This window comes from Variovorax sp. dw_308 (assembly GCF_019207085.1).
Classification (GTDB): Bacteria; Pseudomonadota; Gammaproteobacteria; order Burkholderiales; family Burkholderiaceae_C; genus Variovorax.
In genome coordinates this window covers 105550-118760 of record NZ_JAATOM010000013.1, presented here as the reverse complement: position 1 = coordinate 118760, position 13211 = coordinate 105550, and the positions used below count along the sequence as shown (strand labels likewise).

Annotated in this window: 14 protein-coding genes and 1 pseudogene; 2 read left to right on the top strand and 13 right to left on the bottom strand. The window is 64.7% G+C overall.

The genetic code is table 11. From position 1 onward, the window contains the following. Window positions 1-39: 39 nt before the first annotated feature. On the bottom strand, window positions 40-1089 hold the full coding sequence (locus tag HCU76_RS23280; RefSeq protein WP_213958756.1) for an aromatic ring-hydroxylating dioxygenase subunit alpha: 1050 nt from the start codon (window positions 1087-1089) through the stop codon (window positions 40-42). A gap of 138 nt (window positions 1090-1227) precedes the next feature. Between HCU76_RS23280 and HCU76_RS23275 the strand changes: the two genes are divergently transcribed. Continuing rightward, window positions 1228-1803: a MarR family winged helix-turn-helix transcriptional regulator gene (locus HCU76_RS23275; protein WP_256354369.1), complete on the top strand. Its 576-nt coding sequence runs from the start codon at window positions 1228-1230 to the stop codon at window positions 1801-1803. 28 nt (window positions 1804-1831) lie between these two features. Here HCU76_RS23275 and HCU76_RS23270 read toward each other — a convergent pair whose 3' ends face one another. Genes HCU76_RS23270 through HCU76_RS23245 form a run of 6 tightly spaced genes read right to left on the bottom strand, consistent with a single transcriptional unit; the run spans window position 1832 to window position 7474 of the window. Continuing rightward, window positions 1832-2545 carry a MarR family winged helix-turn-helix transcriptional regulator gene (locus tag HCU76_RS23270; RefSeq protein WP_213958757.1) on the bottom strand — a complete coding sequence of 238 codons (714 nt, stop codon included), beginning with the start codon at window positions 2543-2545 and terminating at the stop codon, window positions 1832-1834. A 43-nt stretch (window positions 2546-2588) separates the two neighbouring features. Continuing rightward, window positions 2589-3458 carry a fumarylacetoacetate hydrolase family protein gene (locus HCU76_RS23265; protein ID WP_213958758.1) on the bottom strand — a complete coding sequence of 290 codons (870 nt, stop codon included), beginning with the start codon at window positions 3456-3458 and terminating at the stop codon, window positions 2589-2591. A 36-nt stretch (window positions 3459-3494) separates the two neighbouring features. Next, the gene (locus HCU76_RS23260; protein ID WP_213958833.1) at window positions 3495-4757 is read right to left on the bottom strand and encodes an MFS transporter; all 1263 of its coding nucleotides are present in this window, start codon (window positions 4755-4757) and stop codon (window positions 3495-3497) included. Between the two features lie 32 nt (window positions 4758-4789). Next, window positions 4790-5302, bottom strand: coding sequence for a flavin reductase family protein (locus HCU76_RS23255; protein WP_213958759.1), 513 nt, complete (start codon window positions 5300-5302; stop codon window positions 4790-4792). After that, complete coding sequence (locus HCU76_RS23250) at window positions 5289-6212, bottom strand: VOC family protein (protein WP_213958760.1); 924 nt, start codon at window positions 6210-6212, stop codon at window positions 5289-5291. The genes HCU76_RS23255 and HCU76_RS23250 overlap by 14 nt, the downstream gene beginning before the upstream one ends. Before the next feature lie 17 nt (window positions 6213-6229). Beyond that, window positions 6230-7474 (bottom strand): acyl-CoA dehydrogenase family protein, encoded by a 1245-nt coding sequence (locus HCU76_RS23245; RefSeq protein ID WP_213958761.1) that lies wholly within the window; start codon window positions 7472-7474, stop codon window positions 6230-6232. Between the two features lie 143 nt (window positions 7475-7617). Between HCU76_RS23245 and HCU76_RS23240 the strand changes: the two genes are divergently transcribed. Further along, on the top strand, window positions 7618-8649 hold the full coding sequence (locus HCU76_RS23240; protein WP_213958762.1) for an amidohydrolase family protein: 1032 nt from the start codon (window positions 7618-7620) through the stop codon (window positions 8647-8649). Window positions 8650-8802: 153 nt separating this feature from the next. Here the strand turns inward: HCU76_RS23240 and HCU76_RS23235 are convergent, their stop codons facing one another. From HCU76_RS23235 to HCU76_RS23215, 6 genes and pseudogenes are all read right to left on the bottom strand, one after another. After that, a complete protein-coding gene (locus HCU76_RS23235; protein WP_213958763.1) occupies window positions 8803-9135 on the bottom strand; it encodes a YciI family protein in 333 nt (110 codons plus the stop codon). Between the two features lie 22 nt (window positions 9136-9157). Continuing rightward, window positions 9158-9589 (bottom strand): nuclear transport factor 2 family protein, encoded by a 432-nt coding sequence (locus HCU76_RS23230; protein ID WP_213958764.1) that lies wholly within the window; start codon window positions 9587-9589, stop codon window positions 9158-9160. A gap of 51 nt (window positions 9590-9640) precedes the next feature. After that, the gene (locus HCU76_RS36750; protein WP_256354367.1) at window positions 9641-10654 is read right to left on the bottom strand and encodes a sulfatase-like hydrolase/transferase; all 1014 of its coding nucleotides are present in this window, start codon (window positions 10652-10654) and stop codon (window positions 9641-9643) included. A 98-nt stretch (window positions 10655-10752) separates the two neighbouring features. Then, window positions 10753-11349 (bottom strand): annotated as a pseudogene (locus HCU76_RS36745) (sulfatase-like hydrolase/transferase); the annotation flags it as partial. A 31-nt stretch (window positions 11350-11380) separates the two neighbouring features. Further along, entirely contained in the window at window positions 11381-11956 is a 576-nt protein-coding gene (locus tag HCU76_RS23220) for a VOC family protein (RefSeq protein ID WP_256354366.1), read from the bottom strand. 23 nt (window positions 11957-11979) lie between these two features. After that, the gene (locus tag HCU76_RS23215; RefSeq protein ID WP_213958765.1) at window positions 11980-13191 is read right to left on the bottom strand and encodes an acyl-CoA dehydrogenase family protein; all 1212 of its coding nucleotides are present in this window, start codon (window positions 13189-13191) and stop codon (window positions 11980-11982) included. Window positions 13192-13211 lie beyond the last annotated feature (20 nt).

Genomic DNA, 13211 nt, shown 5'->3' with positions numbered 1-13211 from the left:
TGTTTATCGTGGCCGACAACGTTCGGCCTCAGCGTACGGCTACTGCTGCGCGGTCAGTGCCGTCATGATCCGCCGCGCGCGGTTCGGGCCGCCGTCGACGTGGATCGCGACCTGCCGCCAGTCGGCCGCGAAGCGCACCTGGTTGGCCCACTGCGCCTCGATGATGTCCTTGTCCTCGTGGAAGGTGTCGACCACCTGCTTCACCAGCACGTCGGCCGCGCCGGGCCGCGTCGGATGCTCATTGGTGGCGACGGTCCAGAAGTAGTGCGAGGTGGTCGCGGTCTCTGGCGTGACGCCGTGGAAGCCGTGGATGTGGAAGCCGGCGCGGTTGGCATCGGCCAGGTCGCCGCTGCCCGCGTCCATCGCGCCGGTCCAGATCACGAGGTGCGAGACGTGGAACTCGACCTCCTGCCAGCGGTCCACCCGGCCCGCGAAGGGCCAGGCCGCCGTGTAGGTGGGCGGCGGCACGCTGTCGGGCATGGGGCGCGTGACACGCACGACCTCGGCGTCTGACGTCACGTCGAACTTCGCGCTCATGTGCAGCTTCGGATTGCCGCCGATGGTTTTCTGGTGCACATAGCCGACATGGCTCAGGTCCAGCAGGTTGTCGTGGATGAGCTGGTAGGGCGCCTTGTAGTGGAAGCTGTCGCCGCCGAACTTGAAGCGCGGGTCGACATGCACCGGGTAGTGTGGCGGCTCATCGGCCGGCTCGCCCTGGCCGATCCACACCCAGAGGATCTGGTCCACTTCGCGCAAGGGGTAGCTCACGACACGGGCGCGCTCGGGGATGTAGGCCTGCCCGGGGATCTCGACGCAGACGCCGCGTTCATCGAACAGCAGCCCGTGATAGCCGCAGCGCAGCCCCGGCCCTTCGACGCTGCCGCATGACAGGGGCAGGTTCTTGTGGCAGCAGCGGTCTTCCAGTGCCGCGACACCCTGCGGCCCGCGGAACAGCACCATCGGATGGCCGAGCAAGGTGCGGGCGAGCGGCTTGTCCTTGAGCTCCCACGCGAAGCCCGCGACCCACCAGCGGTTGGAGGGGAATCGCGCGGCATTCATGGGGTGTGAGTCGGCGGTGGGGTGTTCCATGTCTGGCCCTTTCGAGGGGTTTGGCGGGATGCCATTCAGTACACAGAATGGTAGATTGCATCAGTGGAATTGCAAGCGGTCCGAGGACCGCGTTTTCCCTGAGACCGCTAGACTGGCTTTTTACTTCCCAGAACCGAGATGCCCCCTGCCAAGAGTGTCAAGAAGACCAGTCCGCCGCCGGCGAACGTCGCGATGTCCGAACACTTGCAGCAGGAGTTGCGCGACGCGCCCGGCCACCTGTTCCGGCGCGGGCAACAGATCTGCATCTCGGCCTTCTACAGCGCGCTCGGTCCCGACATCACGCCGCTGCAATACGGCATCCTGCGCGTGGTCGACAAGCACCCGGGCCTGGACCAGGTCACGCTGGCCCGGCTGCTCGACCTCGACAACGCGACCACCGCCGAGATCGCGACGCGACTGGAGCGCAAGGGACTGCTGCGGCGCGAATTGCAGGTGGTGCTGCGTCGGCAGCGCCTGCTCTACCTGACCGATGAAGGCCAGGGCGCCATCGGCAGCCTGCAGCGCGGTGTCGAGAAGCTGAATGCCGGCTTGCTCGCGAAGCTCGAGCCGCAGGAGCGGGTTGACCTGATGCGGCTCCTTCGGCGCTTCATCGAGGTCCACGGCAATGGCGACACCGAGCCCTTGGGCGCGGGCAGCGGCTCGCCGATCAAGGCGCCAGTGGTCAAAAAGGCCGTGCGTTCACGCGCGAAGTAATGGGCAGGCTACGTAGCTCCGAGGCAACCTATTGGCTCTCCTCCAGTGCACGTTTTTTCTGAACCCGTCGTGCGATGGTCAGTTTGCGGTTCACGCCGGTCAGATCGCCTGAGCCGTCGACCATGTTGTGATAGATCGCATGCAAGGTGCGCAAGGTGGTCTCTACGTCAGCCCTCGGAACGCCAGTGACCGAGGTCTTCTCGATGCGCACACCGCGCGGTGCCAACTCCTTCACCATGGCGCGTCCGGCTGGCGTCAGTGTGAGAAGTACCGCGCGTTTGTCGGCAGGAGAGACGACACGCGCCACCAGCCCGCGAGTCTCGGCGCTGGCAACAGAGCGCGAAAGGTACGAGAGCTCGGAGCCGGTGTGGTTGGCCAGGTCGCTCAGCGACTGCTGGTCCTGGTAGCTCAGCGCAGCGAGCACGCGCCACGTCTGCAGATTGACGCCATGCGTCTTCAGTTCGTCACTGAAACGCGCCGCGATGATATTGGCCGCTCGATTGAGGAGATAGCCGATGGAATGCTCGACATCGAATAGCGCTCCGCCTGCTGGCGCAGGGAGGTTTCGATTCGCAGACCTTGATGCGGGCGCACGCGCGCGTTTGGCGACGGGCTTGGCAGGCGTGGCGGGAGGGGGTGTTTCAGGCTTGCTTCGCGGCATGGCAGTTTGGAACTCGAAGCGGCGGCGCCGGGCTGGCGCGACTTCGTTTTGATAGCTTAAACCATGAAAAACCCCACTCATCGCCGCGCACTGCCGCAGCCGTCCGAGCGCGCCTGGCGCCAGGTCAGACTGGCTCGGGCACCACGCGATTTTCGATGGCCCCGATGCCTTCGATCTCGGCCCGCATGACGTCGCCGGCCTTCAGATACCGGGGCGGCTCCATCGCCACACCGACGCCCGAAGGCGTGCCGGTGGCGAGCAGGTCGCCCGGCTCCAGGGTGAAGGCCGCCGACAGGTAGGCGATCTGCGCATCGATGTCATGGATCATCTGGTTGGCGAAGTCGTCCTGGCGAAGATCACCGTTGACCCACATGCGCAACCTGAACGCACCGAGGTCACCGATCTCATCGCTCGTCACGATCCACGGCCCGGTGGGTCCGGTGGTGTCGAAGGACTTGCCGACAGTCATGGTCGGCGTGGCAAGCTGCCAGTCGCGCACCGAGACGTCGTTACACACCATGTAGCCCGCGATCACCGAACGCGCGTCCTCGCGGCTGACATGCCGGCAGCGCTTGCCGATGACCGCGCACAGTTCAACTTCGTAGTCGAGCTTGTCGGACACCCTGGGAAGATGCACGTCGCCGTCGGGGCCATTGACGCAGGAGACTTGCTTGTTGAACCAGACCTGGGTGGGCGGCGTCTTGACCCCGACCTTGCTCGCCTCTTCGACGTGCTTCCTGTAGTTCATGCCGATGGCCAGGAACTTGGAAGAGTTCGGAACCGGTGCCAGCAACTTCACGTCGGCCAGCGGCAGTGCGTGGGCGGCGCTTAACGGGATCGCCTTGGCCTTGGCCATGGCATCCGGTCCCGCCTGAAGCAGTTCTCGCATCGTTGCGGGCAACGACGGATCATTGGCAGGCAGGTCGATGACGCGATCGCCTTCGACCTTGCCGATAGAGGTCTGGTGGTCGTGGAGATAGGTGACGAGTTTCATGGGTGAAGCAGGAATGGGAAAGGAGGAAGAAGTGACTCAGGCGGGGTGGATTCGCGAGGCCGCGTTGGGGCTGGCCGACGCAGCACCGTTGCCGGTGTGATGAACCGGGAAGGGGTATTTGCCCGGCATGCGCAGCAACGCCGCGCCTGCGCACACCAGCGTCACGACGAAGCCGACCAAGGCCGGGTGGTAGGAGCCCGTGGCATCGAAGGTTGCACCCATCACGAATGGGCCGAGTCCGGTGCCAACGGTGAAGATGGCAAACAGGTAGCCATAGACCTGACCGAAAGCGCGCAGGCCGAAGTAGCGGCTTTGCAGGTAGCCGATCAGATCGACCTCGGCACCAAGGCCGATGCCCACCAGGACGGCGCCGACGGTGGTCAGCATCGGGTCCGTACTCGCAAGCAGCGTGAGGACACCGAGCGCGGGAATCACGATGAAGGCAATCGCCACATGGGGCGCGAAGAAGCGATCCAGCAAGTAGCCGCACGCAAGCCGCCCCACGATCAGCGAAGCCCCGATGCTGGAGAAGATCGCCACCGCCTGCTGCGACGGAATGCCACGGTCCGTGAGCAGCGGAACAAGGTGCACGATGATGCCGTTCGCCACGACAGGAATGCAGAAAAAAACGAAGGACAAGATCCAGAACTCCTTTGTCCGCACGACCTGACGAGCTTCCAACCCGGGCAGCGCTCCCGGGGTCGAGCCACCGCGCCGCGCCGCCGGCTCGCTGAGAAAGAGCGCCACCGCCGGAAAGGCAATCAGGAACACCGTGGCGCCCAGCGCAACGTAGGCGCCGCGCCAGCCGAGGTTGTCGAGATAGACCTGCGCGAGCTTGGGGATGAGCGCCGTGCCGAGACCGACGCCAGTCATCGCGATGCCCATCGCGAGGCCGCGCCGCCGGTCGAAGGCGCCCGCGATCGACTTTGCATAAGGCAGCGGCGCCTGCCCGCCGCTGAACACGCCGAGAACGCAGAACATGCCGATGAACACCGGCGCCACTGCGGGCGCCAGCGACATGGCGGCGGTCGACAGCGCGAAGAACGTGATGGCAAACAGCGTGATGGGCTTGACGCCGTGCTTGTCGATCAACCGTCCGACGAACGGCGTCGCGGCGGCGGCGCAGAAGGAACCGAGCATGACGGCCGCCGACAGCACACTGCGGTTCCAGCCGAACTCGGCCATGATCGGCTTCATCAGCACCGAAGCAGAGAACTGCAGCACGGTCACGTTGCCGACGATGAGGCCCAGTACCGAGCCAAGCACGATCCACCAGGGATTGCGAAGTTGAATGGACACCTTGTCTCCTTGTTTTTTCTTGAAGGACGGAATCACGCTGCAGGCTGGCGGCGGTCTTCGACGAACCGGCCGGCATGAAACACCAGCGGTTCGCTGCTGGCGTAGCTGAAGCGCTCGACCTGGCCGAAGAACATCACGTGGTCGCCGCAGTCGGTCATCTTTGCGGTCCGGCATTCGAAGCGCGCCAGTGCATTGGCCAGCACCGGCACATTGCCGATGCCTTGCTGCAGTTCGCCCTCGAGCAGGGCGAACTTGTTATCAGATGGCCGGGCGAAGTGCATGGCGATGTGCTGCTGGTCCGCGGCCAGGACGTGCACGGCAAAGTAGGCCGATGCCGAGAACGCGGCAAGGCTGGGCGCCTTGCGCCCCAGGCACCACGCCACCAACGGCGGGTCCAGCGACACGGAGCTGAATGAGTTCACCGTTAGTCCCGCCGCACGACCGTCCTGGCCGACGGTGGTGACCACGCACACGCCAGTGGCGAAGCGGCCCAATGCGTTGCGCAGTTCGCGCGGATCGACGATCGCGGTTTCAATGTTGCTCATGGCTCACCTCATGGGTTTCAAGGGATGCATTCGGGCCCGCGCCTGTGAAGCAGCGGGGATCACGCGTGGACTCCCATTGGTCCAGCCACTTGGGGGCAAGCGGGAGCTGGCGGGGTTCGCGTGCAAACGTCTCGGGAAAGGCCTCCATGCCGAAGCTGTACTCCATGGTCAGGCCGTCCGGATCGAGGAAGTAGAGGAACACGCTCTCGGACGCCGGGTGACGGCCCGGGCCGAAGACGACCTCTGACTCGGCGCGACGCAGTCGACTCAGCGCGCGGCCGACATCGTCGATCTCGGTCACCATGAAATTGACGTGGTGGAGACTGTGCCTGGGAAACTTGGCGATACCGATGCCATGGTGGAACGGGTTGGGCCAGCAGCGCAGGAAAGTGATCATGTCGCCGACCGAGTCGGAGACCTTGAAGTTCAGCACGTCACGCCAGAAGCGCAGCGCCGCTTCGGGCTGCGGCGTGTTGAACACGACGTGCCCGAGCCGCTGGATGCGGGTGACCGTGGGCTTGAACGGGCGCGCCGAATCGTCCGCCGGAACGTAGAACTCGATGGTGGCGCCAACGGCAGGTTCGAAGAAGCGGATCGCGCGCTTTTGCATGCGTTCGCGGCAGGCCTGTGCCGAGCTCTCGTGTGGCTCGATGCCAGCCTCTCGCAACCGCTCCAGCAGTGGCTCGAACTGCGCCACGTTCTCGAGCATGAAACCGGCGCAACGCAGGCCTGCGCTTTGCGCCGCATGGAGCACGAAGTTGTGGTGGTCCTGGTCGCAGCGCATCAGCACTTCGCCGTCGGCACCGGTGCCGACAAACTGCAGGCCCACGACTTCCTCGTAGTAGCGGCGCGAGCGCGCCAGGTCGGTGACGTTGATCTCGACGCGGCCGAATTTTTGATAGCGGATCACTGGGCAGTCCTTTGCGTTCAGTACTGGCCGCGCGGCGGCAGGCCCAGGCGCATCTGGCCCACCATCGTGGAGACGGCATTCCAGTTGACGCTGATGTGATGCGCCACCGCATGGATGTCGCGCCATGCGCGCTGCACGCCGTTGTCCAGGTTGATGCCGGTGCCGCCGACGGCGTCGAACAGGCCGTTGATGGCGTTCACGCACAGCTTGACCGCGTAGGCATGGCCGCGGCGAAACTCGATGCGCTGCCCGGTCGTGGCCTTGCTGCCGCACGCTGCCATGTCAGTCACCACACGCAGGTCGCGCTGAAGGATCAGCTGGGCGGCATCGACCGCGGCTTCGGCCTCGGCGATGGCCGATTGCACATGGCCGAAGTTGCCGATCGTGTTGCCGCCGCCTGCGAAGGCGCCACGCGTGGTGCGCGCGGCCACGCTTTCGACGAACTCGTCGATGGCGCCGCGCAGTGCCGCCACAGCGGGGTTTGCCAGTAATGGCGGAAAGCCGCTGAGGAAAGGGATGTTGTAGAGGGCGGACGGGTTCACCAGTGCGCCCGGCGATTGCTGGTTGAGAACTTCGGCAAAGCTGACGGCACGATGCGCGGGCACGAAGATCTCGTCTTCGATCGCGATGTCCTTGCTGCCGGTGCCGGCCAGTCCGACGGTGTGCCAGTTGTCGATGATGCGGTACTGGCCTTGCGGGACCATCAGAAACATCGGCCGTGGCGGCTCGCCTTCGCCAGCCGAGAGCATGCCGCCGAGCGCCAGCCAGCTTGCGTTGTCGCTGTTGCTGCCAAAGCTCCAGCGTCCCTGAAACTTGTAGCCGCCCTCGACGCTGCGGATTTTCCCGGTCGGCGCGATGCATGAAGCGACCACTGCGTCGGGCGTCGCTTCCCACACATCTCGCTGGGCCTGGTCGGGGAACATGCCGACGACCCACGACATCGCAGCGCTGAGCCCGTAGCACCAACCGGTCGACGTGCAGCCGCGTCCAATCTCGAACGCAAGTGCACGCAATTCCTCGATGGAAAGTTCATAACCTCCGAAGCGCTTGGGCTGCAGTGCCCGGTAGAGGCCCGCATCACGCAGCATGTCGGTGACCTCGGGCGAGACCCGGCGATCGAGCTCGGTCTGGCGTGCGCGCTCGCGCACCACGGTGCCCAGGGCGGTGGCACGGGACATGAGTTCGTCGAAGGTGGGCAGGCTGGCGGCGATGGCGGTGTTGATGCGCGCCGGGCGCGCCAGGGTGGTTGCATCTGAAGTCATGGTGAGCACCAATATGGTTGTAAAAGCGACCTTTTGTCTGAAAGCGATTAGACTTCTAAATGGTTGCTTTTACAATCTAAATGCGAGAATTTTTGCCTCGGGACAAACCCTTGGATTGCAGCTTCACCAGGAGAGCTTTGAACATGGAACAGACTTCGCCGCGCTGGCGTTGCGGCTGCATCGACATTCACACGCATGTCGTGCCGCGCGACTTCCCCGCTTACCTCGGCTCGCGTATCGGCGTGCCGTGGCCCTCGATGGCACAGGCGCAGCAGCCCTGCCATCGGCACGTCATGATTTCCGGCAAGGTCTATCGCACCGTGCCGGACCAGAGCTGGGACACCGCCTTGCGCCGCGACGACATGGACCGGATCGAAGTCGAACGCCACGTGTTGTCGCCCATGCCTGAACTGCTCTCCTACTGGCTGGATGCAGAAGATGGCGCCGTGCTGTCGCGCTACCTCAACGAGACGCTGGCGCAGATGGTGGCGGATGCGCCCTCGCGCTTCAGCGCGCTGGGTGCGGTGCCACTGCAGGACGTGGACCTTGCAATCAAGGAACTCGATTACGCCATGCACGTGCTGAAGCTCTCCGGCGTGGAGATTGGTAGCAATGTCAACGGCACCGCCATCGGCGACCCTCGCTTCGAGCCGTTCTTCGCAGCGGCGGAAGAATGGGGCGCTGCATTGTTCGTGCACCCGTTGCGTCCGGCCGGCATGGATCGCCTCGTCGGGCCGCGGTCGCTCGAACAGGTGGTGGGTTTTCCGGGAGAAATCGGCTTGGCTGCCGCTTCGCTGATCACCGGTGGCACATTGGCCAGGCATCCTCGGCTTCGTATCGCAATGAGCCACGGCGGGGGGTCGATCCAGGCGCTGGTGCCGAGGTTGCAGTATGCGTGGGAGGCAACGCAGGGGTTGCGCGATGCGATCCAGTTGGCGCCGAATTCCGCGGCGCGGTTGATGTTCTATGACGACTTGCTCTACGACGCGGCCGCGATCCGCGCGCTGATCGAGTTGGTCGGCGCAGGGCAGGTGATGGTCGGCACTGACTACCCGTTTGCGATCATGGATCGGGAACCTGCTCAGCGGCTGCTGTCACTCAATCTGGACGACGAAGCTGCGGAGATGCTGCGATGGCGGAACGCGGCGCGTTGGCTGGCATTCGACCTCGGCTGAGGGGGGAACTCCACCAACCGGCCGTTCCACATGGGGCGCGACGATTAGGCATCGTGTGCATTGGCCACGCAGGCGCACGGCGACGCGGCCTGGACGAGTCGCCCATGCGCAGCCCGTCAAGGACGTTGTCGCAGGATGGGCCGGGCGATAGCGTCAGCGCGAGAACGCGCTCAGCTTCGACATGTCCTGCGGTGGCGAACCAGTGCGTTGGGGCCACACGTTGAGGAAGGGCCGCACGGTGACGCTCTCGTAGACGCCCTGCTGCGTATAAGGCTCGTCCTTCAGCCACGCGTCGAGCGCCGCGCGATCCTCGAAATCGACGATCAGCAAGCTGCCGACCATCGTCTCGCCATCGTCCGCAAACAACGGTCCTGCCGCCGCGAGTCTTTCCGCCACCGTGGCGACATGCGCGCGATGAATGGGACGCAGCGCCAGCCTGCGCTCGGTGCTGCCGGGATGGTCGATGCAATACAGGGTGAAGAGCATGCAAGTCTCCTTGATCGAATGATTAGCCTTGGATCGCCATGCGGATGCGCCGCTCCTGGATGCGCCAGCCCGATGCCGTGCGCCTGAAGCGGTCGTGGTATTCGACCACCGAAGGTGGTCCCTTTGCGAGGGACGCGCCGTCGGGTTCCGCGCTGCCCTGAAAGAACAGGACGTAGCACTGGCCGGTGGCTTCGTCGGCGCTTTCGAAGAGCACGCGGATGTTGGTGCACAGATGCCGGGTCACCATGCCCGTTGGTCGTCCATTGAGAAAGCTCTCGATCGCGGTGCGGCCGGTGAACACCGTGCCCATGCGGTCCAGCGTGCCGTTGGGTGTGAACAGGTCGAGCACCTCGGCATAGCGACGTGCGTCGAGGTGGTTCGCGAAGTCGACGCACAGGCGCGCACAGGCGGCCTCGTCCTCGGTGCGGGTTGGCTGGCTTGTATTGCTGCTCATTGCATGGGCTTTCTCAAAACTTGTTCCGGGAAATTCTTGTCGAGGCCACCCTCAATCACGGTTCTCGATCTGCACGGGGATGCCCTTGCGCCAATCGAAATAGTCGAACAGTTCGCGGCCCAGGTAGGCGTAGTCCCAGTCCACCACGCTGTTCTCGCGTGCCCAGCGGTCGTAGCGCGCGGCCATCGCCGCGAGACGGGCGGGCTGCTCGGCCGCGAGGTCGCGCGTTTCGCCGCGGTCGGCTTGGGTGTCGAACAATTGCCAGCGCGCCTCGCCATAGGGCTTGGGCAGCCAGCTGATCTTCCAGCGACCTTGACGCCAGGCCTTGTTGCCGAACAGTTCCTCGCCGCGTTCGAAGTCATCGGCGCGCACGGATGGCGACTGGCCGGTCAGCATCGGCAAGAACGACAAGCCCTTGAGTGGCTCCAGCGTTTGGCCGTTCGCCGTCTTGCCCCGCTGGGCCTTGGCGATGTCGAGAACGGTCGGGAAGACGTCCTCCACGCCGAGGAACGCGTCGTTCATCGTGCCGGGCTTGCGCACCATGGGCCCCTTGACGATCAGCGGCGAGAGCGTGCCGCCCTCGGTCACGAACATCTTGAAGGACTTGAACGGTGCCGAACTCGCGTAGGCCCAGCCGGGCCCGAGGCCGGCGAAAGAGCGCGGCGCGCCGAGGTTGGCCAGCGAGGTGTCGAAGTTTTTGCGTACGTACTCGCCATCGGCGTTGCCCTGGTACAGGCCCATGTAGGCGGCCGACGGCCCGTTGTCGGAGAAGAACAGGATCACCGTGTTGTCGTAGGCGCCGGATTTCTTCAGTGCCGACACCACCCGGCCGATGTTCATGTCGAGGTTCTCGACCATGCCGGCGTAGACCTCCATCAAGCGTTCCTGCGTCACGCGTTCGTCGGCCGACAGTTCAGCCCAAGGCTTGAACAAGGGCGCCGCAGGGCCCATGCGCGTGCTCGCCCCGAGACGCCGCATGTTGGCGAACAGTTCCTTGCGCGCGGCGTCGTAGCCGCCCGCGAACTTGCCCTTGTACCTGGCGGTGAATTCGGGCGGCGCGTGCAACGGATCGTGCACCGCCTGGAACGCGAGGTACCCGAGGAGGGCTTTTTCGCCGCCTGGGCCTCCTTCAGGTACGACAGCAGCTTGTCAGTGTAGAGATCGGACGAGAACTGCCCGGTATCGCGCGCCACTGGCTTGCCGTCCTCGGCAAAGCGGGCCTTCGGTGCGATGCCGAGCAGGCCCTGGTCGTTCCAGTGGCTGGCGCCGCCGCCGAGCAGCACGAACGAGCGGTCGAAGCCGCGTGCCGGTGGCAGTTGGCTTTCCTTGCCACCGAGGTGCCACTTCCCGGCCATGAAGGTTGCGTAGCCGCGGCGCTTCAGCACTTCGGCGAAGGTCGTCACGCGATCGTTGAGGGCACCGATGTAGCTGCCGGGTAACTGGTCCATTGCAGGCGTGTGGTACTCGCCCATAGCTCCCATGCCGGCGCGGTGGTTGTCCACGCCGGTCAGCAACTGGGCGCGCGTTGGCGAGCAGGTCGCATGCACGTGGAAGTTGGTGAAACGCATGCCTTCGCGGGCCAGGGCGCTGAGCGTCGGCGTCTGGATGACGGTCTGGCCGAACGGCCGGGTATCGTTGAATCCCAGGTCGTCGGCCAGGACGACGAGGATGTCGGGCGGCCTGGCCGGTGAGGCAAGAGCGGCGGCGCCCTGGCCGATCAATGTCAGGCCGGCGGCGAGCAGCCAGGGAAAAGCGTTCATGAAGACTTCGGGTATTCGTTTGCCCGGCCTCTCAGCCCATCATCGAACCGCGAACTTCCGACACCGGCAGATGCTCGGTCCGCCGCAGCAGCGCCGCTTCGCTTTCGCCGGCGCGCAAGCGGGCCAGGAAGACTTCCGGATCGAACTCGACACCGATCGGATTGAGTTCGAAATTCGGGCCGTACATGAATGCGTTGGCTTCGTCGTTCGAGGTGTAGCAGTCCGCCTGGAACTCCATCTGGTTGCCGTCCGGGTCGGCGTAGTAGAGCGAGACCGTGATGCCGTGGTGGATGCACCAGTACGGGAGCACGCCTGTCGCCTTCAGCTCAGCGTACTTCTCGAACAGTTCGGTGAGCGATCGGTAGCCGTAGGCCACGTGGTCCATCCCGGGCTGGCCGCGTGGCGAGCGGGCGTCGGACTCCCCGACGATGATGCCCATGTTGAGCAGGGCCACACGGTGGTGCTCGTCGTCGTAGGTGACGAAGGCGATGACCGGACTCTGATATTGCACCTTGCCGTCGAACACCTTCACGTACCACGCCAGCATCTGCTGGAAGCGGTAGGTGCGGTAGACGACATGCGCGAAGCTGGTGGGTCGGATAGCCATGTTGATCCTCTTTGTGGTCTGGCTCATACCAGTGGCGTGACGAAGGTGTCGACACCAAGCAATGCCTTGCCGTACACCTCGGCGGCGATCAGGGGCGATGCCACGGCATGCCGCGCGCCGGTGTTGGCATCGCGCCAGAAGCGCTGCATCGGGCTGGATTCCGCAAAGGATCCCGCGCCGTGTGCCGTGACGAGGATGTTGAGTGCGTCGACGATCTGCGTAATGGCATGGCCCGTGTCCGCGCGCACCCTCGCCCTCGCGACGAAATCAGGATAGCTACCCTCGGTCGCGAAACGCTCGATGTCCTCGGCGGCCCGGTAGGCATGCAAATGCGCCGTGTCGATCTTCATGGCCGCTTCGGCAATCTGCATCTGGAAAGCCACCGACTCCGACTGCTTGCCATACACCGTGTACGCGATATTGCGCTTGCTGGCCATGTCGATGACGTACTTCAGCGCGGCCGTCCCCATACCCAGCTGCGGACCCACCAGGATCAACGCAGCAACCGGCACGAAGGCGCTGCGGTACAGCGGCTCGTCCTTGAACTCGGTCGCATAGTCGCCGCCGATGGCGCGCTGGATCGAATACATCCGGTGGTCTGGCACGAAGATCTCGTTGGCGACCAGGCAGTTGCTGCCGCTGCCCTTCATGCCGACCGTGTACCAGGTGTCTTCGATCGTCAGCTCGCTCATCGGCACGTAGGCGAGGTATTGATCGGTGACCTCGCCCTTGTCGTTCTGCTCGGTGAGGCCGATCAAGCCCCAGTCGGCGTGCAGGCAACCCGAGGCGTAGTACCACTTGCCCGACACGACGAGGCCGCCCTCGACTTCCTTGCGATGCGTCTGCGAGCTGGGCGTGAACACGCCGGCGACGCGCGCATCGGGGTTGGCGCCGAAGATCTCGTCCTGCGCGCGGCCCGGCAGCAGCGAGGCGAACCACGAGCACACGACGATCAGGTTGACCACCCAGGCGCTAGACGGGCAGCCTTCCGCCAGTGCGGCCGTCACATCCAGGTGCGTGCGAAGCCCGGCTTCGTAGCCGCCATGGCGGCGCGGCTGCAATGTGCGGAACAATCCGGCCTCGGTCATTGCCCGGATGTTTTCCTCCGCGACGCGGCGGTCCTTTTCAGTTTGCGCGGCATTCTTCTGCAGCAGCGGCTTCAAGGCGCGAGCGCGTGCTACGAGTTGTGCGCGTTCGGCGATTTCAATCTGCGGGTCGGGGCGTGGATGGGACATGGTGCTTTCCTTGGAAGTGA